Annotated in this window: 17 protein-coding genes; 13 read left to right on the top strand and 4 right to left on the bottom strand. The window is 54.8% G+C overall.

Translation table 11 applies throughout. From position 1 onward, the window contains the following. Nucleotides 1-8 precede the first annotated feature (8 nt). The 10 genes from kdsC to yrbL all read left to right on the top strand — a co-directional run bounded on the left by kdsC (nucleotide 9) and on the right by yrbL (nucleotide 6,851). A complete protein-coding gene (gene kdsC, locus FD428_RS02550; RefSeq protein ID WP_012135331.1) occupies nucleotides 9-575 on the top strand; it encodes a 3-deoxy-manno-octulosonate-8-phosphatase KdsC in 567 nt (188 codons plus the stop codon). After that, nucleotides 572-1,147: an LPS export ABC transporter periplasmic protein LptC gene (gene lptC / locus FD428_RS02545; RefSeq protein WP_012135332.1), complete on the top strand. Its 576-nt coding sequence runs from the start codon at nucleotides 572-574 to the stop codon at nucleotides 1,145-1,147. Before kdsC ends, lptC begins: the two co-directional genes overlap by 4 nt. Beyond that, complete coding sequence (lptA, locus tag FD428_RS02540; protein ID WP_012135333.1) at nucleotides 1,116-1,670, top strand: lipopolysaccharide ABC transporter substrate-binding protein LptA; 555 nt, start codon at nucleotides 1,116-1,118, stop codon at nucleotides 1,668-1,670. Before lptC ends, lptA begins: the two co-directional genes overlap by 32 nt. A 6-nt stretch (nucleotides 1,671-1,676) precedes the next feature. Continuing rightward, a complete protein-coding gene (gene lptB / locus FD428_RS02535) occupies nucleotides 1,677-2,402 on the top strand; it encodes an LPS export ABC transporter ATP-binding protein (RefSeq protein ID WP_012135334.1) in 726 nt (241 codons plus the stop codon). 47 nt (nucleotides 2,403-2,449) lie between these two features. Next, nucleotides 2,450-3,883, top strand: coding sequence for an RNA polymerase factor sigma-54 (gene rpoN / locus FD428_RS02530; protein ID WP_012135335.1), 1,434 nt, complete (start codon nucleotides 2,450-2,452; stop codon nucleotides 3,881-3,883). A 22-nt stretch (nucleotides 3,884-3,905) separates the two neighbouring features. Further along, on the top strand, nucleotides 3,906-4,193 hold the full coding sequence (hpf, locus tag FD428_RS02525; RefSeq protein WP_012135336.1) for a ribosome hibernation promoting factor: 288 nt from the start codon (nucleotides 3,906-3,908) through the stop codon (nucleotides 4,191-4,193). A 125-nt stretch (nucleotides 4,194-4,318) separates the two neighbouring features. Continuing rightward, nucleotides 4,319-4,810: a PTS IIA-like nitrogen regulatory protein PtsN gene (gene ptsN, locus FD428_RS02520; protein WP_012135337.1), complete on the top strand. Its 492-nt coding sequence runs from the start codon at nucleotides 4,319-4,321 to the stop codon at nucleotides 4,808-4,810. 36 nt (nucleotides 4,811-4,846) lie between these two features. Continuing rightward, nucleotides 4,847-5,701, top strand: a complete 855-nt coding sequence (rapZ, locus tag FD428_RS02515; protein WP_012135338.1) for an RNase adapter RapZ — start codon at nucleotides 4,847-4,849, stop codon at nucleotides 5,699-5,701. Beyond that, nucleotides 5,698-5,970 (top strand): PTS phosphocarrier protein NPr, encoded by a 273-nt coding sequence (gene npr / locus FD428_RS02510; RefSeq protein ID WP_012135339.1) that lies wholly within the window; start codon nucleotides 5,698-5,700, stop codon nucleotides 5,968-5,970. The genes rapZ and npr overlap by 4 nt, the downstream gene beginning before the upstream one ends. Nucleotides 5,971-6,179: 209 nt before the next feature. Next, nucleotides 6,180-6,851: a PhoP regulatory network protein YrbL gene (gene yrbL, locus FD428_RS02505; protein ID WP_012135340.1), complete on the top strand. Its 672-nt coding sequence runs from the start codon at nucleotides 6,180-6,182 to the stop codon at nucleotides 6,849-6,851. Here yrbL and mtgA read toward each other — a convergent pair. The 4 genes from mtgA to FD428_RS02485 all read right to left on the bottom strand — a co-directional run bounded on the left by mtgA (nucleotide 6,826) and on the right by FD428_RS02485 (nucleotide 11,842). Continuing rightward, complete coding sequence (gene mtgA, locus FD428_RS02500; protein ID WP_114848370.1) at nucleotides 6,826-7,554, bottom strand: monofunctional biosynthetic peptidoglycan transglycosylase; 729 nt, start codon at nucleotides 7,552-7,554, stop codon at nucleotides 6,826-6,828. The genes yrbL and mtgA overlap by 26 nt on opposite strands. Then, nucleotides 7,551-8,204, bottom strand: coding sequence for an isoprenoid biosynthesis glyoxalase ElbB (gene elbB, locus FD428_RS02495; protein WP_114848371.1), 654 nt, complete (start codon nucleotides 8,202-8,204; stop codon nucleotides 7,551-7,553). The genes mtgA and elbB overlap by 4 nt, the downstream gene beginning before the upstream one ends. A 230-nt stretch (nucleotides 8,205-8,434) precedes the next feature. Beyond that, nucleotides 8,435-10,771, bottom strand: coding sequence for an aerobic respiration two-component sensor histidine kinase ArcB (arcB, locus tag FD428_RS02490; protein WP_012135343.1), 2,337 nt, complete (start codon nucleotides 10,769-10,771; stop codon nucleotides 8,435-8,437). Nucleotides 10,772-10,912: 141 nt separating this feature from the next. Then, nucleotides 10,913-11,842 (bottom strand): TIGR01212 family radical SAM protein, encoded by a 930-nt coding sequence (locus FD428_RS02485; protein ID WP_123907419.1) that lies wholly within the window; start codon nucleotides 11,840-11,842, stop codon nucleotides 10,913-10,915. Nucleotides 11,843-12,515: 673 nt separating this feature from the next. Between FD428_RS02485 and gltB the strand changes: the two genes are divergently transcribed. The 3 genes from gltB to FD428_RS02470 all read left to right on the top strand — a co-directional run bounded on the left by gltB (nucleotide 12,516) and on the right by FD428_RS02470 (nucleotide 19,701). Then, a complete protein-coding gene (gene gltB / locus FD428_RS02480) occupies nucleotides 12,516-16,976 on the top strand; it encodes a glutamate synthase large subunit (RefSeq protein WP_047460959.1) in 4,461 nt (1,486 codons plus the stop codon). Between the two features lie 11 nt (nucleotides 16,977-16,987). After that, nucleotides 16,988-18,406: a glutamate synthase subunit GltD gene (gene gltD, locus FD428_RS02475; RefSeq protein ID WP_012135351.1), complete on the top strand. Its 1,419-nt coding sequence runs from the start codon at nucleotides 16,988-16,990 to the stop codon at nucleotides 18,404-18,406. Between the two features lie 209 nt (nucleotides 18,407-18,615). Beyond that, nucleotides 18,616-19,701 (top strand): YhcG family protein, encoded by a 1,086-nt coding sequence (locus FD428_RS02470; protein ID WP_114848372.1) that lies wholly within the window; start codon nucleotides 18,616-18,618, stop codon nucleotides 19,699-19,701. The last annotated feature ends 67 nt before the right edge of the window (nucleotides 19,702-19,768 follow it).

Genomic DNA, 19,768 nt, shown 5'->3' with positions numbered 1-19,768 from the left:
TAAAAGAAATGAGTAAAGCAGGTGCGTCGCTTGCGACCTGTTATGGCCCCGTCAGTACACAGGTTATCGCCCAGGCGGAAAACATCCGTCTGCTCATCCTCGATGTGGATGGCGTGCTGTCTGATGGTCTGATTTATATGGGCAACAACGGTGAAGAGCTGAAGGCCTTTAACGTCCGTGATGGCTACGGCATTCGCTGTGCGCTCACTTCCGGGATTGAGGTCGCTATTATTACCGGGCGAAAGGCTAAACTTGTAGAAGATCGCTGTGCCACCCTGGGGATCACGCATCTCTATCAGGGGCAGTCGGACAAACTTATCGCGTTTGGCGACCTGCTCGATAAGCTGGGCGTTGCGCCTGAAAATGTGGCTTACGTCGGTGACGATCTGATCGACTGGCCGGTGATGGAAAAAGTGGGTCTGAGCGTTGCGGTCGCTGATGCGCATCCGCTCCTGATCCCCCGCGCCGACTATGTGACGCATATCGCCGGTGGACGCGGCGCGGTGCGGGAAGTGTGCGATCTACTCTTGCTGGCGCAGGGTAAGCTTGATGAGGCCAAAGGGCAATCGATATGAGTAAAACCAGACGTTGGGTTATCATTCTACTGTCGTTGGCCGTACTGGTGTTGATCGGAATTAATCTGGCGGATAAAGACGATCCTGCTCAGGTTGTGGTGAACACCAGCGATCCGACTTATAAGAGCGAGCATACCGATACGGTCGTCTATAGCCCGGAAGGCGCGTTGAACTATCGTCTTATTGCGCAGCACGTTGAATATTATTCAGAACAGGCGCTTTCGTGGTTTACCCAACCGGTATTAACCACCTTTGATAAAGATAAAGTCCCGACATGGTCGATTAAAGCGGATAAGGCGAAATTGACCGAAGACCGGATGCTCTATCTGTATGGTCACGTTGAAGTCAATGCGCTGGCGCCTGACGCTCAACTACGCAGAATCACGACGGATAACGCGACGATCAACCTGGTGACGCAGGATGTCACCTCTGAAGATCTGGTCACGTTATACGGAACAACATTTAACTCCAGCGGACTGAAAATGCGCGGCAACTTACGCAGCAAGAACGCCGAGCTGATTGAAAAGGTTAGAACCTCCTATGAAATTCAAAACAAACAAACTCAGCCTTAATCTTGTGCTTGCCAGCACACTTCTGGCCGCCAGTCTTCCGGCGTTCGCGGTCACCGGCGATACCGAACAACCGATTCATATTGAATCGGACCAGCAGTCACTGGATATGCAGGGTAACGTGGTGACGTTTACCGGAAATGTCGTCGTGACTCAGGGCACCATCAAAATCAATGCCGATAAAGTGGTCGTCACCCGTCCGGGCGGCGAGCAAGGCAAAGAGGTGATCGACGGCTTCGGCAACCCGGCGACGTTTTATCAGATGCAGGACAACGGCAAGCCGGTAAAAGGCCATGCCCAAAAAATGCATTATGAGCTGGCGAAAGATTTCGTCGTCCTGACCGGTAACGCCTACCTGGAGCAGCTCGACAGCAACATCACCGGCGATAAGATCACTTACCTGGTGAAAGAGCAGAAAATGCAGGCGTTCAGCGAAAAAGGCAAACGTGTAACGACGGTTCTGGTGCCGTCGCAATTGCAGGACAAAAACAAAGACCAGGCCCCGGCACAGAAGAAGGGTAACTAATTCGTTATGGCAACATTAACTGCAAAGAATCTTGCGAAAGCCTATAAAGGCCGTCGCGTGGTGGAAGATGTCAGCCTCACCGTGAATTCCGGGGAGATCGTCGGTCTGCTCGGGCCGAACGGCGCAGGTAAAACCACTACCTTCTACATGGTGGTGGGCATTGTGCCGCGCGACGCTGGCAACATTATTATTGACGATGAGGACATCAGCCTGCTGCCGCTGCATGCCCGCGCGCGTCGCGGTATTGGCTATTTACCGCAGGAAGCCTCCATTTTCCGCCGTCTGAGCGTGTTTGATAACCTGATGGCGGTGCTGCAAATTCGTGACGATCTCACGACCGAACAGCGTGAAGACCGCGCCAATGAACTGATGGAAGAGTTCCACATCGAGCATCTGCGCGACAGCCTCGGACAAGCGTTGTCCGGCGGTGAGCGCCGCCGTGTGGAGATTGCCCGCGCGCTGGCCGCAAATCCGAAATTTATCCTGCTGGATGAACCGTTTGCAGGCGTTGACCCGATTTCCGTCATCGACATCAAACGCATTATCGAGCACCTGCGCGACAGCGGTCTCGGCGTTCTGATTACCGACCACAACGTTCGTGAAACGCTGGCGGTGTGTGAACGCGCGTATATTGTCAGCCAGGGGCATCTGATCGCACACGGCACACCGACAGAAATCCTGCAAGACGAGCACGTTAAGCGCGTATACCTTGGGGAAGACTTCAGACTCTGATAGGGTAGAAGACTGCGACGTCACAGCGGGAGAAAACGACTCTGAACATGAAGCAAGGTTTGCAACTCAGGCTCAGCCAACAACTGGCGATGACGCCCCAGCTACAACAGGCCATCCGTCTGTTGCAGTTGTCTACGCTGGAACTTCAGCAGGAACTTCAGCAAGCGCTGGAGAGTAATCCGCTGCTTGAGCAAACCGATCTTCACGATGAAATCGACACGCGCGAAACCCAGGACAACGAAGCCCTGGATACCGCAGACGCGCTCGAACAGAAAGAGATGCCCGAAGAGCTGCCGCTTGACGCCAGCTGGGATGAGATTTACACCGCAGGTACGCCGTCCGGCACCAGCGGCGACTACATCGACGACGAGCTGCCGGTGTACCAGGGCGAAACCACGCAGTCCCTCCAGGACTACCTGATGTGGCAAGTCGGGCTGACTCCGTTCTCGGATACCGATCGCGCGATTGCCACCTCAATTGTCGATGCCGTTGATGATACCGGCTATCTCACCATTTCGCTGGATGACATTCTCGAAAGCATCGGCGATGAAGAGATCGGCCTCGATGAAATAGAAGCGGTACTCAAACGCGTTCAACGCTTCGATCCCATCGGCGTGGCGGCGAAAGATCTCCGTGACTGCCTGCTGATCCAGCTCTCACAGTTCGATAAATCCACGCCCTGGCTGGAAGACGCCCGGTTGATCATCAGCGATCACCTCGATCTGCTGGCCAATCATGACTTCCGCACCCTGATGCGCGTTACGCGGCTGAAAGAAGAGGTGCTGAAAGAGGCGGTCAATCTTATCCAGTCGCTCGATCCCAGACCGGGTCAGTCTATCCAGACCGGCGAACCTGAATATGTGATCCCGGATGTGCTGGTGCGTAAGCATAACGGTTACTGGATGGTGGAGCTGAACGGCGACAGCATTCCCCGTCTACAGATCAATCAACATTATGCCGCCCTGTGCAACGGCGCGCGTAATGATGCCGACAGCCAGTTCATTCGCAGCAACCTTCAGGATGCGAAGTGGCTGATCAAAAGTCTGGAAAGCCGCAACGACACCCTGTTACGCGTGAGCCGCTGTATTGTTGAGCAGCAGCAGGCCTTCTTCGAGCAAGGCGAAGAGTTTATGAAACCGATGGTGCTGGCGGACATCGCCCAGGCCGTCGAGATGCACGAATCGACGATTTCCCGTGTGACCACGCAGAAGTATCTGCACAGTCCACGCGGCATTTTTGAACTGAAGTATTTCTTTTCCAGCCATGTGAATACCGAAGGCGGAGGCGAAGCCTCTTCCACGGCGATACGTGCGCTGGTGAAGAAATTAATTGCTGCGGAGAACCCCGCGAAGCCGCTGAGCGACAGCAAGTTAACCTCTATGTTGTCGGATCAGGGTATCATGGTGGCGCGCCGCACCGTTGCGAAGTACCGAGAGTCTTTATCCATTCCGCCGTCCAATCAGCGCAAACAGCTGGTTTGAACCAACCGATAAGGAAGACACTATGCAGCTCAACATCACTGGAAATAACGTCGAAATTACTGAAGCCCTGCGCGACTTTGTCTCAACCAAATTCGCCAAACTTGAGCAGTATTTTGACAGGATTAATCAGGTCTACGTTGTTTTGAAAGTGGAGAAGGTAACACACATCTCGGATGCGACACTGCATGTAAACGGTGGCGAAATTCACGCCAGCGCGGAAGGTCAGGATATGTATGCCGCCATTGACGGTTTGATCGATAAACTGGCAAGGCAGCTAACGAAACACAAAGATAAACTGAAACAACACTAATTGTCCGGGCAGTTAGCGAGTGCAGGACGGCCTGTTGTGACGCACAACAGGCCATTTGTACAGTTAGCGCTCCGAATCTGCCTCATCAGGAATCATTCTGATGGAACAGGTTCTTAGGTGAAATTATGACAAATAACGATACGACTCTACAACTGAGCAGCGTACTTAACCAGGAATGTACGCGCAGCGGCGTTCACTGCCAGAGCAAAAAACGTGCGCTGGAGATTATCAGTGAACTGGCGGCAAAACAGCTCAGCCTGCCTCCGCAGGTGGTATTTGAAGCAATCCTGACGCGTGAGAAAATGGGCAGTACCGGCATTGGCAATGGTATCGCCATCCCACACGGCAAGCTGGAAGAAGATACGCTGCGCGCCGTCGGCGTGTTCGTCCAACTCGAAACGCCTATCGCTTTCGATGCCATTGATAATCAACCGGTCGATCTGCTTTTCGCCCTGCTGGTGCCCGCAGATCAAACCAAAACGCATCTGCATACACTGTCGCTGGTCGCTAAACGTCTGGCGGATAAAACCATCTGCCGCCGTCTGCGCGCCGCGCAGAGTGACGAAGAGCTGTATCAAATCATCACTGACACCGAAGGTGGAAAGGATGAGGCATAACCACCCAATGGCATCTGTTGTGAGGAGAAACGGTACATGGTACTGATGATCGTCAGCGGTCGTTCAGGGTCAGGGAAATCTGTCGCCCTGCGTGCGCTGGAAGATATGGGTTTTTACTGCGTGGACAACCTCCCCGTGGTGCTGTTGCCCGATCTGGCTCGTACGCTGGCCGATCGCCAGATTTCTGCGGCCGTCAGCATTGACGTGCGTAACATGCCTGAGTCCCCTGAAATTTTCGAGCAGGCGATGAACAACCTGCCCGATGCATTTTCACCACAGCTTCTGTTCCTTGATGCCGATCGCAACACGCTGATTCGCCGTTACAGCGATACGCGCCGTCTGCATCCGCTTTCCAGCAAAAATCTCTCCCTGGAGAGCGCCATCGACCAGGAAAGCGATCTGCTGGAACCGCTGCGTTCCCGCGCCGATCTGATTGTCGATACCTCTGAAATGTCCGTGCATGAACTGGCGGAAATGCTGCGTACCCGTCTGCTGGGCAAGCGCGAACGCGAGCTGACAATGGTGTTCGAGTCCTTCGGCTTCAAGCACGGTATTCCAATTGATGCCGATTATGTTTTTGACGTGCGCTTCCTGCCTAACCCGCACTGGGACCCGAAACTGCGTCCAATGACCGGCCTCGATAAACCAGTTGCGGCATTCCTCGACAGGCACACAGAAGTACACAATTTTATCTACCAGACTCGCAGCTATCTTGAGTTATGGTTACCCATGCTGGAGACAAACAACCGTAGCTATCTCACCGTAGCCATCGGCTGTACCGGCGGGAAACACCGTTCGGTGTATATTGCAGAACAGCTGGCAGACTACTTCCGCTCACGCGGTAAGAACGTGCAGTCACGCCATAGAACGCTGGAAAAACGCAAAACATGACCGTGAAGCAGACTGTAGAAGTCACGAACAAGCTGGGTATGCATGCCCGGCCTGCCATGAAACTGTTTGAATTAATGCAGGGTTTTGAGGCCGAAGTGCTGTTACGCAATGATGAAGGCACCGAAGCCGAAGCCAATAGCGTCATCGCCCTGCTGATGCTGGACTCTGCTAAAGGTCGCCAGATAGAAATTGAAGCCACCGGCCCGCAGGAGGTCGAAGCGCTGGCGGCGGTGATCGCGCTGTTCAATTCAGGATTCGACGAAGATTAGGCCATTTCGCTTTCGTCTCTTCCTCTCCCCCAGAAAACGCCACCCGGCGTTTTTTTATTCCCTCGTCTTTCTGCCTGCGTCGATATTGTACATTCCGTGCGCTTTTCCGTCCTGATTAAACCTTAAGAAAACCTTAAGAGGGGTTGTTTACGTTCTATTTAAGTTGAGCGTTCATACTGGTTCTATTAGCAACATTACCAGGAGATCTCATGATACTTTTATCTGAACAAAATCCCCTGGGCACCGGACGCCATCGTAAATGTTATGCGCATCCGGGCGATGCCCAACGCTGCATTAAGATCATTTACAATGCCGACCGCAGCGGCAAGAAAGAGATCCGCCGCGAGCTGAAATATTACGCGCATCTGTCACGTTACCTGCAAGACTGGAGCGGCATCCCGCGCTATCACGGTACGGTAGAGACCGATTGTGGTACGGGCTACGTCTACGATGTAATAACCGATTTCGATGGCAAACCGTCCGTCACGCTGACTGAATTTGTGGCGCAGTGCCGCAATGACGAAGATGCCGCCGTCCTGCGCCAGTTGCTGAAAACGCTCAAGCGTTATATCTACGATAACCGCATCGTCACCATGACCCTGAAGCCGCAAAATATTCTGTGTCACCGCATTAGCGAATCCGAAGCGATCCCGGTGATCTGCGACAACATCGGCGAGAGCACGCTGATCCCGCTGGCAAGCTGGTCAGCCTGGTTTTGCCATCGCAAACAGGAAAGACAGTGGGAACGGTTGATTGCCCAACCGGGTCTGGTGGCGGCGCTGAAGATGAACCGCCAGGAAGAAGACAAAAGCGCGCTGCCGCTCCCCTCTCTTGAGGCCGCGCGTCAGCGCAATCTTAATACAGATGGTTACGCGTCATAAACGATTCGCCGCCCAACTGGCGCATCTGACGCAAAATCCACGCCTGACGGCTACGCACGTAGCCTGAAGGCGCGTTCGCTTTAAAGCGTAAAGGGTTCGGCAGCACCGCCGCCAATAGCGCGGCTTCTGACATACTTAACCGGCTGGCAGGTTTATTAAAATAGCGCTGCGACGCCGCTTCCACGCCAAACACGCCGTCGCCAAACTCCGCAATATTCAGGTAGACGGTCAGAATGCGTTTTTTACTCCAGACGGTTTCCAGCCCGACGGTGAGCCCGGCCTCCAGCCCTTTGCGCAGCCAACTGCGGCTATCCCATAAAAAGAGATTCTTCGCCGTTTGCTGAGAAAGCGTGGACGCCCCACGAATTCGGTTTTCATTGCGCTCATTGTGCGCCAGCGCCTTCTCAATGGCCGAAACATCAAAGCCCCAGTGTTCCGGGAATTTCTGATCTTCCGCCGCAATCACCGCCAGCCCCATCCACGGCGAGATCTCATCCATGCCAGCCCAGTCGGAATGCGCAACATAGCCGAAATCGCCTTGCAGCCACGCGCTAATCTGCCGCTCCACCATCACTGCGGAAAAAGGCACCGGAACGACGCTGAACAGCGCGATGCCGCCGCCCCAAAAAACCGCCAGCACCACAAGGATGCGCAGGAGCAAACGGCGCAGGGACGCCAGCGGAGTGAAACGCCCTTTACTCATTCAGCCAGAACCAGTACGCGAGACACCAGTTTTTCAATGCCGGTCGCCGCCTGTGCAATATCCTGCGCCAGCATGTAAGCAGGCGTGGTGACAATTTTGTTATCTTCATCCACCACAATATCGTCAACCGGACATGGCACATGCTCGGCCCCCATATCTTCCAGCACTTCCGCCGTATCGATATCGGTGCCAATCGTCAGACGAAGCGGGAAACCAAAAATCTTGGGCAGCATTGCCGGGGCAATGCACATAAACCCTAACGGCTTACCCGACTGGTGCATGGCGATTGCCAGCGCGGCCAGGTCGCTATCTACCCGGCACTCACTGCCCTGGCTGGCAAAATTACTCAGGTTTTTCGCCGCGCCAAATCCACCCGGAACAATCAGCGCGTCCAGATCGCTGGAGACCGCCTGGGCGAGTGGACGAATTTCACCTCGCGTAATGCGCGCGGCTTCGATCAGGACATTTCGCGTCTCCGCCATCGCTTCGCCCGTCAGATGATTAATCACATCAGCCTGCTGTTTATCCGGCGCAAAGCAGATGGCCTGCGCGCCGCTGCGGGCAATCGCCAGAAGGGTCAGAACGGCTTCATGAATCTCGGCGCCGTCGTATACGCCACATCCACTGAGCACTACGCCAATTTTTTTCATCGTGATGATCCTTTTCGCAACTTACTGAAGCGTATTAATAATTCTGATTAAAATGCTGCGCTTCACACATTTAACTGATTCATGTAACAAAACATTTAAGATTTGCTATCTTAACTGCGTGCGGCCTGAAAAGCAGAGCTGCGCCTGTGTAAAAAACAATCATAACTTACGGCGCAGCCACGATTTCCCTGGTGTTGGCGCAGTATTCGCGCACCCCGGTCAATCCGGGGTCATTTTTTTTCCGCGTTTGCCACCCAGGCTTTCAGCACCGCGACGTCGTGCTGCCACTCCTGCTTCATCTCTTCAACCCATTCACCCACGTTATCTTCCCAGGCAGGAAGATCCGGCGACTGAATTTGCTGACCCAGTTGCTGTAGATGACGCAACCCGACGGAGCCCGCCGCGCCTTTAATTTTGTGCCCTTCTTCAACAACGCCTTTGGTATCTCGCGCCGTCAGGTTGGACTCCAGAATGCTTAAGTAACCCGGCATCATTTTTTCGAACACCGCCAGTCCATCCGTAATTAATTTCGGGCCGACCAGTTCGATATACTGCTCTAACATCGGGATATCTAACAACGCTTGCGATTTACTGCTCTCTTCAGATGTCACAGTGCTCTCCTCTTCGTTACGGGTATCCCAGTATTTTTTAATCATGGCGGTTAACGCTGGAACCGACAGCGGCTTGCTCAACACATCATCCATTCCCGCGTCCAGATACTCTTTCTTGTCTTTCAGGACGTTAGCAGTGAGTGCGACCAGCGGCGGTAATTCTTCCCGCGCATAGCGGCGGGTAAGTTCTCTGGAGATATCCAGGCCCGTCATATCCGGCAGTTGAATATCCAGCAGCAGCAGATCGTATTCACCCGGGGTGAACATTTCCAGCGCGGCTTTCCCGGTCATCGCCACGTCAACGCTGTTGCCCAGTTTTTCCAGCACTGAACGCGCCACAATGACGTTCAGCTCAATGTCCTCGACCAGCAGCACATGCAGCGCAGGCAGCGGCATGTCATTCTCTTCCAGCGTGTCCTCGACCTCTTCCGCCACGGCTGGCGCATGTACGGTTAACGTAAAGACGGAACCTTTACCCGGCTGGCTGGAAACGGTGATATCGCCGCCCATATTTTTTGCCAGACGGCGCGATACCGCCAGGCCAATCCCGGTCCCCGTCGCGGGTTTACCGCCATGACTATCTTTCACCTGATAATACATGGCGAATATTTTATCCTGCTCATCCTGCGGAATACCGATGCCGGAATCTTCCACGTCAAAATGCAGCACATCGCCTTCGTCATAGCGTACGCGCACCGTCACCTGCCCTTGCTGGGTAAACTTCACGGCGTTGCTGATCAGGTTCCACAGAATTTGGCGCAAACGCGTGCCGTCGGTGATCACCTTATGCGGCAGCGGCAACGTCGGATCGAGCACAAAGCGTAGCCCTTTTTGCTGCGCTTGCAGACCGGAGAGATTCTCCAGATCCGCCATGAAACTGGTGAAATCTACCGGCTGGTTATCCAGTTGGACTTTACGCCGCTCCATCTTATCCATATCAATGATATCGTTGAAAATATTCCCCAACGTGACCGCAGAGACATGGATGGTTTTCAGGTATTTTTCCTGCTCGCTGGTAAGGTCGGTATCCAGCAGAATGCGGCTTAAGCCGACAATGCCGTTCAGCGGCGTACGCAGCTCGTGGCTGATCGTAGAGATAAACGTGGTCTTGTCGCGGCTGGCGCGTTCAAGCGCGTCCTGATAACGCTTACGTTCCGTAATATCGCGCCCAAAGCCCATCAGGCCATGACGTTTACCAACGCGGTCGTAATAGGGCACCTTGCGAATTTCAAAGCACGCTTTGCGCCCGTCCGGGTAATCGAGCCACTGTTCATAGGTCAGCGAGACGTTATGGCGGAAGACTTTTTCGTCGGTCTCAATCACTTTTTCCGCCGCTTCGGGGGAATAGACGTCAGCCGGTTTTAAATGGACGAGCTGTTTTTCACTCTTGCCGGTCAGCAGTTCCATCGCGCGGTTACAGCCGGAAAACTCTTTATCTTCATTGCGATAAAAAACCAAATCCGGCGACGCATCGAGGAAAGAGCGTAAGAAAGAGGATTGCTGTTCAAGCTGAATCTGCGTCTCTTCACGCTCCTTGATTTCCACTTTTAGCTGTTCGAAGGTCGACTGGCGCTCAGCCTCCGCTTTTTCGCGATCGGCAATTTCCTGATTAAGCTGAGCAATATTGTCTTTCAGTTGTACCGTGAGTTTGAGATCGCGCTCGCGCATCTCTTCCAGCTTTTGTACCAGCCGTGACAGGCGCTGCCTGGACTCCTCCAGTTGCTCCACCACCACCGACAAGAAATAGACGGCCCAGGGCGTGATTAACAGGCCAAAAAAGATGGAGCGGATGACATCAATACTTTCGACCTGACCATGCAACACCATGGTAACTGCCATCTGCACCACTATCGCCAGCACCACCAGCGCTAATGCCAACAGCATCGAAAAGCGCACCAGACCCAGCTTCATCATCAGGTCGACATAGTATTGCGCCAGCATACGAATTTGCTTCATAGGGGATTCCTTCACGACAACTTCGCACAATAATACTCAATTCTGAGCAGTACGCTGAAAATTGTGCAATAAATGCGGAGGTTATCGGTGAAATGATCGGGTAGGCGGTAGGCCGGATAAGGCATACACGCTTACGGATGGTTAGCTCCCCGGCTGAATCCACGGAGTGCCAAGCGCGGAGCCTTGCGCGCCACGTTCGTTAAGATAGCGATCCAGCTCCACCATGCCCGTCCAGCGATTCTCACACCATAGCGGGGCGAGCAACGTCGGACGACGGGCGCTGGCGGAAATGCGATGATAAATAACCTCCGGCGGCGTATGGCGGATCATCTCCCCCGCCGTCAGCGTATACGCCTCCAGCGCAATGCCGTTCAGGCGTCCCGCCTCCCAGGCTTTCGCCATAATGCTGCCTTTTACAATATGCAGCGGGTGCAGCTTAATGCCATCTACGCCCGTTTCCACCACGCGCTCCAGCGTTTGCAGGCATTCCGTCTGCCCTTCGCCGGGTAAACCCACAATCAGATGCGAGCACACTTTCAGCCCGCGTTCGCGCGCCAGTTGGGTGGTTCGCTGATAACAGGCAAAATCATGGCCGCGATTAATACGGCGCAGCGTTTTGTCATGCGCGGTTTGCAATCCCAGTTCCAGCCACACTTCATAGCCCTGGTCTTTATATTCGCAGAGCAGATCGAGCACCGCATCCGGTACACAGTCGGGGCGCGTCCCGACACACAGCCCGACAATGCTGGTCTGGCTTACCGCCTGCTGATACATAGAACGCAGCACCTGCACTTCGGCAAAGGTACTGGTGTACGCCTGGAAATAGGCCAGATAACGTTTGGCGCGATTGACCAGATGCGCCTGATGCGCCAGTTGTTCGGCAATAGAGCGATACTGCTGCGCCTCATCGGCGAAAGAGGCGACATTACAGAAAGTACACCCGCCACGTCCGATGGTGCCATCGCGGTTTGGACAGCTAAATCCGCCGTGCAACGTCAGTTTATGAACTTTTTGCCCATAACGACGAGAAAGATCCCCACCAAACATATTGACTAATTTCTGTAACTGCATAATCTGATAGACCGCGCCTTGAAAAGAGGCCAAAGCCTGCCATTTTTAGCCTTTGTCGGCGATGACCTGGATCAATCGCTCCGGCAGGCTTTTATTTATTGCATAATCAAGCAAAATTACCGCAATTTCATTCACTCCATAGCTAATTACTTTTCCTTATAACTGCACACTTTTTTTATCTTCTGATGACACTGGCTAAAAAACAGTATCATGAAATGCCTGCGCCGCTTAAACCAGCATAAAATGCTAAGCATTACGGATAATCAAGGTGAGATAAGGGTTAACAGGCCGTTATGATAGTGAGACAGATCACACTCTCCCCCGCGCTTATGCCGCATCAAATCAATGTAAAAAAGTCATTATTTTCAATACATTCATAAAGTTAATCGACCCATAGCACATTTTTGCATAAATAAGATTGCCATTTGACCTGTGTGTGGATTCCCGATAAGTTGGAAATCCGCTGGAAGCTTTCTGGATGAGCAGCCTGCTCATCATATTTATGCAGTAATTGAGATTCCCTCTTAAACGTATTTACCGATGCGAAAAGGATAAAAGAGGGCGAATGCGAGGTAAGCGTATGATACGCAACCCCCGTCGCCACGCTCTTTCTGTGCCCGTGCGCAATCGGTATCGGATGGGAGTCCCGCAGAGCCTGGGGAGGTTCACTGATATGTTGTACGATAAATCCCTTGAGAGGGATAACTGTGGTTTCGGCCTGATCGCCCACATAGAAGGCGAACCTAGCCACAAGGTAGTGCGTACCGCCATACACGCACTGGCCCGTATGCAGCACCGTGGCGCGATCCTCGCTGACGGTAAAACCGGCGACGGTTGCGGTTTGCTGCTGCAAAAACCCGATCGCTTTTTTCGCATCGTTGCAGAAGAGCGCGGCTGGCGTTTAGCCAAAAACTACGCTGTCGGCATGCTCTTCCTGAATAAGGATCCTGAGCTGGCGGCGGCATCACGTCGTATCGTCGAAGAAGAATTACAGCGGGAAACCCTGTCGATTGTGGGCTGGCGCGATGTGCCGACCAACGAAGGTGTCCTCGGTGAAATCGCCCTCTCCTCCCTGCCACGTATTGAGCAAATTTTTGTTAACGCGCCTGCGGGCTGGCGTCCCCGGGATATGGAACGCCGCCTGTTTATCGCCCGTCGCCGCATTGAGAAACGCCTTCAGGACGATAAAGACTTCTACGTTTGTAGCCTGTCGAACCTGGTGAACATCTATAAAGGTCTGTGTATGCCGGCGGATCTGCCGCGCTTCTACCTGGACCTGGCGGATTTGCGTCTGGAATCGGCCATTTGCCTGTTCCACCAGCGCTTCTCCACCAATACCGTGCCGCGCTGGCCGCTGGCGCAGCCGTTCCGCTACCTGGCGCACAACGGCGAAATCAACACCATTACCGGCAACCGTCAGTGGGCGCGCGCCCGTACTTATAAATTCCAGACGCCGCTGATCCCGGATTTACAATCCGCCGCGCCGTTCGTCAACGAGACCGGTTCCGACTCCAGCTCGCTGGATAACATGCTGGAACTGCTGCTGGCAGGCGGGATGGACATCGTGCGTGCCATGCGCCTGCTGGTGCCGCCCGCATGGCAGAACAACCCGGATATGGACCCGGATCTGCGCGCCTTCTTTGACTTTAACTCCATGCACATGGAGCCGTGGGATGGCCCGGCGGGCATCGTGATGTCCGACGGTCGTTTCGCTGCCTGTAACCTCGACCGTAACGGTCTGCGTCCGGCGCGCTACGTCATCACCAAAGATAAACTGATCACCTGCGCCTCTGAGGTGGGGATCTGGGACTACCAGCCTGACGAAGTCGTGGAAAAGGGCCGCGTCGGCCCCGGTGAACTGATGGTGATCGACACCCGTGGCGGGCGCATCCTGCACTCTGCGGAAACCGATGACGATCTGAAAAGCCGCCATCCGTATAAAGAGTGGATGGAGAAGAACGTCCGCCGCCTGGTGCCGTTTGAAGATCTGGCCGACGATCAGGTCGGAAACCGCGAGCTGGACGACGACATGCTCGCCAGCTATCAGAAACAGTTTAACTACAGCGCCGAAGAGCTGGATTCCGTCATCCGCGTACTGGGCGAAAACGGCCAGGAAGCGGTCGGTTCAATGGGTGATGATACCCCCTTCGCCGTGCTTTCCAGCCAGCCGCGCATTATTTACGACTACTTCCGCCAGCAGTTTGCGCAGGTGACCAACCCGCCAATCGACCCGCTGCGTGAAGCGCACGTCATGTCGCTGGCCACCAGTATTGGCCGCGAGATGAACGTCTTTTGCGAAGCGGAAGGACAGGCGCACCGTCTGAGCTTTAAATCGCCAATTCTGCTGTACTCCGATTTCAAACAGCTCACTACCATGAAAGAGGAGCATTACCGCGCCGATACGCTGGATATCACCTTCGATGTGACGGAAACCTCGCTCGAAGAAACGGTGAAAGCGCTGTGCGATAAGGCTGAACAGATGGTGCGTAACGGCACCGTCTTGCTGGTGCTCTCTGACCGTAACATCGGGAAAAACCGTTTACCGGTTCCGGCGCCGATGGCTGTCGGGGCGGTACAGACTCGTCTGGTGGATAAGAGCCTGCGCTGCGATGCCAACATCATCGTAGAAACCGCAAGCGCGCGTGACCCGCACCACTTTGCCGTGCTGCTGGGCTTTGGCGCCACGGCGATCTATCCGTATCTCGCCTATGAAACGCTGGGCCGTCTGATCGACACCCAGGCCATCGCCAAAGACTACCGTACCGTGATGCTGAACTACCGTAACGGCATCAATAAAGGTCTGTACAAGATCATGTCCAAAATGGGCATTTCGACCATCGCCTCATACCGCTGCTCCAAACTGTTTGAAGCGGTCGGTCTGCATGACGACGTGGTGAGCCACTGCTTCCAGGGTGTAGTCAGCCGCATTGGCGGCGCCGGTTTTGCCGACTTCCAGCAGGATCTGCTGAACCTCTCGAAACGTGCCTGGCTGGCGCGTAAACCGCTGGATCAGGGCGGCCTGCTGAAATACGTGCACGGCGGCGAATACCACGCCTATAACCCGGATGTGGTGCGCACCCTGCAACAGGCGGTGCAGAGCGGCGAGTACCGCGATTACCAGGCATATGCCGCGCTTGTTAACGAACGCCCGGCGGCAACGCTGCGCGATCTGCTGGCGCTCAATCCTGGCGATAACGCCATCAGCATCAACGATGTTGAACCGGCAAACGAGCTGTTTAAACGCTTCGATACCGCCGCGATGTCCATCGGCGCGCTGAGCCCGGAAGCGCACGAAGCGCTGGCGGAAGCGATGAACAGCATCGGCGGTAACTCCAACTCCGGCGAAGGCGGCGAAGACCCGGCGCGCTACGGCACCAACAAAGTGTCGCGCATCAAACAGGTCGCTTCCGGCCGCTTCGGCGTAACGCCAGCGTATCTGGTTAATGCTGACGTCATTCAGATTAAAGTCGCTCAGGGCGCGAAGCCGGGCGAAGGCGGCCAGTTGCCGGGCGATAAAGTGACCCCGTACATCGCCAAACTGCGCTATTCCGTACCGGGCGTGACGCTGATTTCTCCGCCGCCGCACCACGATATCTACTCTATCGAGGATCTGGCGCAGCTGATTTTCGACCTGAAACAGGTCAACCCGAAAGCGATGATCTCCGTGAAGCTGGTTTCTGAACCGGGCGTCGGCACCATCGCTACCGGCGTGGCGAAAGCCTATGCAGACCTGATCACTATCGCCGGATATGACGGCGGCACCGGCGCCAGCCCGCTCTCCTCCGTGAAATATGCGGGCTGTCCGTGGGAGCTGGGCCTGGTGGAAACCCAGCAGGCGCTGGTGGCTAACGGTCTGCGTCACAAGATCCGTTTGCAGGTGGACGGCGGCCTGAAAACCGGCCTCGACATCATCAAAGCGGCGATTCTCGGCGCGGAAAGCTTTGGCTTCGGCACCGGCCCGATGGTGGCGCTGGGCTGTAAATACCTGCGTATTTGCCACCTGAACAACTGCGCGACGGGCGTGGCGACTCAGGATGACAAACTGCGTAAGAACCACTACCACGGCCTGCCGTTCAAAGTGACCAACTACTTTGAGTTTATCGCCCGCGAAACCCGCGAGCTGATGGCGCAGCTTGGCGTGAAGCGTCTGGTGGATCTGATTGGCCGTACCGACCTACTGAAAGAGCTGGAAGGGTTTACCGCTAAGCAGCAGAAGCTGGAACTGTCCCGACTGCTGGAAACCGCTGAGCCTCATCCGGGTAAAGCGCTGTACTGCACCGAGCATAACCCGCCGTTTGATAACGGCGTGCTGAACGCGCAACTGCTGCAACAGGCGAAGCCGTTCGTCGATGAGCGCCAGAGCAAAACCTTCTGGTTCGACATTCGCAACACCGACCGCTCCGTGGGCGCGTCGCTCTCTGGCTATATCGCTCAGACGCATGGCGATCAGGGGCTGGCCTCTGACCCGATCAAGGCACACTTCAGCGGCACCGCAGGTCAGAGCTTCGGCGTCTGGAACGCGGGCGGCGTGGAGCTGTATTTGACGGGCGATGCCAACGACTACGTCGGTAAAGGCATGGCGGGCGGTCTGCTGGCGGTGCGTCCTCCGGTGGGTTCAGCGTTTCGCAGTCATGAGGCCAGCATCATCGGCAATACCTGTCTGTACGGCGCGACCGGCGGTCGTCTGTATGCGGCGGGCCGCGCGGGCGAACGTTTCGCAGTACGTAACTCCGGGGCCATCACCGTGGTAGAAGGCATTGGCGACAACGGCTGTGAATACATGACGGGCGGTATTGTCTGTGTACTGGGCAAAACGGGCGTTAACTTCGGTGCTGGCATGACGGGCGGCTTCGCCTACGTGCTGGATGAAGACGGCGAGTTCCGCAAACGCGTGAACCCGGAGCTGGTGGAAGTGCTGAACGTCGATGACCTGGCCATCCACGAAGAACATCTGCGCGGTCTGATTACCGAGCATGTGCAGCATACCGGTTCTCAGCGCGGTGAAGAGATCCTGGCTAACTGGTCAGTATTCTCAACCAAATTCGCGCTGGTTAAGCCGAAGTCCAGTGATGTGAAAGCACTGTTGGGTCACCGTAGTCGTAGCGCAGCTGAGCTGCGTGTGCAGGCGCAGTAAGGGGTAGAGCAATGAGTCAGAACGTATACCAATTTATCGACCTGCAACGTGTTGATCCGCCGAAGAAGGCGCTGAAGATCCGCAAAATCGAGTTTGTTGAAATTTACGAACCGTTTTCCGAAGGCCAGGCCAAAGCGCAGGCGGATCGCTGCCTCTCCTGCGGCAACCCGTACTGCGAGTGGAAGTGCCCGGTACATAACTACATCCCGAACTGGCTGAAGCTGGCGAACGAAGGACGTATTTTCGAAGCGGCGGAGTTGTCTCACCAGACCAACACGCTGCCGGAAGTGTGCGGCCGCGTCTGCCCGCAGGATCGTTTGTGCGAGGGCTCCTGTACGCTCAACGACGAGTTCGGCGCAGTGACTATCGGCAACATCGAGCGTTATATCAACGATAAAGCGTTCGAAATGGGCTGGCGCCCGGACATGACTGGCGTGCGTCAGACCGACAAACGCGTGGCGATTATCGGCGCGGGCCCGGCAGGGCTGGCCTGTGCCGACGTACTCACCCGTAACGGCGTGAAGGCGGTGGTCTTTGACCGTCACCCGGAAATCGGCGGTTTGCTGACGTTCGGTATCCCGGCTTTCAAGCTGGAAAAAGAGGTGATGACCCGCCGTCGTGAGATCTTCACCGGCATGGGCATTGAGTTCAAACTGAATACCGAAGTGGGTCGCGACGTGCAGCTGGACGACTTGCTGGCAGAGTACGATGCGGTGTTCCTCGGCGTTGGTACCTATCAATCAATGCGCGGCGGGCTGGAAAACGAAGATGCCGACGGCGTGTTCGATGCCCTGCCGTTCCTGATTGCCAACACCAAACAGATCATGGGCTTTGGCGAAACCACTGACGAACCGTTCGTCAGTATGGAAGGCAAACGCGTCGTGGTACTGGGCGGCGGCGACACCGCGATGGACTGCGTGCGTACCTCGGTTCGCCAGGGCGCGACGCACGTCACCTGCGCCTATCGTCGTGACGAAGAGAACATGCCAGGCTCCAGACGCGAAGTGAAAAACGCGCGCGAAGAAGGGGTCGAATTCCAGTTCAACGTGCAGCCGCTGGGCGTAGAAGTGAATGCCAACGGTAAAGTAAGCGGCGTGAAGATGGTGCGTACCGAAATGGGCGCGCCGGACGCGAAAGGTCGTCGTCGTGCGGAAATCGTCGCCGGTTCCGAGCATGTGATCCCGGCAGATGCGGTGGTAATGGCGTTTGGTTTCCGCCCGCACAGCATGGCGTGGCTGGCGAAACACAGCGTGGAGCTGGACTCCCAGGGGCGGATTATCGCGCCGGAAGGTAATGAAAACGCCTTCCAGACCAGCAACCCGAAAATCTTCGCCGGTGGCGACATCGTGCGAGGCTCGGATCTGGTGGTCACGGCAATTGCCGAAGGCCGTAAAGCGGCAGACGGTATCCTGAATTACCTGGAAGTGTAATACTTCTGGCTCCCCTGCCACAGCCTGACGCTGATGGATGGGGAGCCAATATTTCTCTGCTAAATATATGCGAATTCATTCTTCGAAAGCCGCTCGCAAATACGGCTGTAACTCAATGTAATACACCTCTCCTGGATTGACCGGGATATGCCTGAAGCGTATTGGTAGCGATATATTTTTCATTTCGCAACTATCGCGCCAGGGATGACATGACTGTACCAACACCACTTCAACACGCTGACGATTATCAGCAAATCCATGACGGTATTATTCGATTAGTGGACAATGCCCATACCGAGGCCGTCCGCAGTATTAATGCTTTGATGACGGCAACCTACTGGGAAATCGGCAGGAGAATTGTCGAGTTTGAACAAGGCGGCGAAGCACGAGCGGCTTATGGTATTCAACTCATTGAGCGGTTATCCGCAGATTTAAGCCAGCGCTATAAGCGTGGATTTTCCACCAGGAATCTGTGGCAAATGAGAACATTTTATCTATGTTTTCAGTATATTGAAATTCCGCAGACAGTGTCTGCGGAATCTTCACATTTGATACAACTCGCTAAAGTTTTTCCGCTTCCCTGGTCAGCTTACGTGCGTTTACTATCGGTAAAAAATCCCGATGCCCGCACTTTTTACGAGAAAGAGACGCTACGTAACGGCTGGTCTGTGCGGCAACTCGATCGGCAAATCTCCACCCAGTTCTACGAACGGACGCTACTGTCCCATGACAAATCCGCCATGTTGCAGCAGCCTGCGCCCGCCGAGCCAACAGTCTTGCCGGAGCGAGCCATACGCGACCCGTTCATTCTGGAATTTCTTAACCTGAAGGACGAGTATTCCGAGTCGGATCTCGAAGAGGCGCTGCTCAGTCACCTGATGGACTTTATGCTGGAGCTTGGTGACGATTTTGCTTTTGTCGGCCGCCAGCGCCGATTACGCATAGACGATAGCTGGTTCCGCGTCGATCTGTTGTTCTTCCATCGCCGCTTGCGTTGCCTGTTGCTCGTTGACCTGAAGGTCGGCAAATTCAGTTATGCGGATGCCGGGCAGATGAATATGTACCTGAACTATGCCAAAGAGCACTGGACAATGCCGGGAGAAAACCCGCCCGTCGGGTTGGTTTTGTGCGCAGGAAAAGGCGTGGGGGAAGCGCATTACGCGCTAAACGGCCTGCCGAATACCATCATGGCGAGCGAGTACAAAGTGCAGTTGCCTGACGAAAAACTACTGGCAGATGAGCTCATTCGTTCACAAATAGCACTGACTGCACAGCAAGTTGAATCAACTGAATAACCAATTTACTTTGCACATCAGGAAAAGCACTGCGTCACGAGCTGAATTTTCAACAACTCGACTGACG

It is taken from the genome of Citrobacter sp. TBCP-5362 (genome assembly GCF_005406305.1).
GTDB lineage: Bacteria > Pseudomonadota > Gammaproteobacteria > Enterobacterales > Enterobacteriaceae > Citrobacter_B > Citrobacter_B koseri.
Note: the sequence above shows the minus strand (reverse complement) of the source record. Positions and strands in the feature narration are given on the sequence as shown.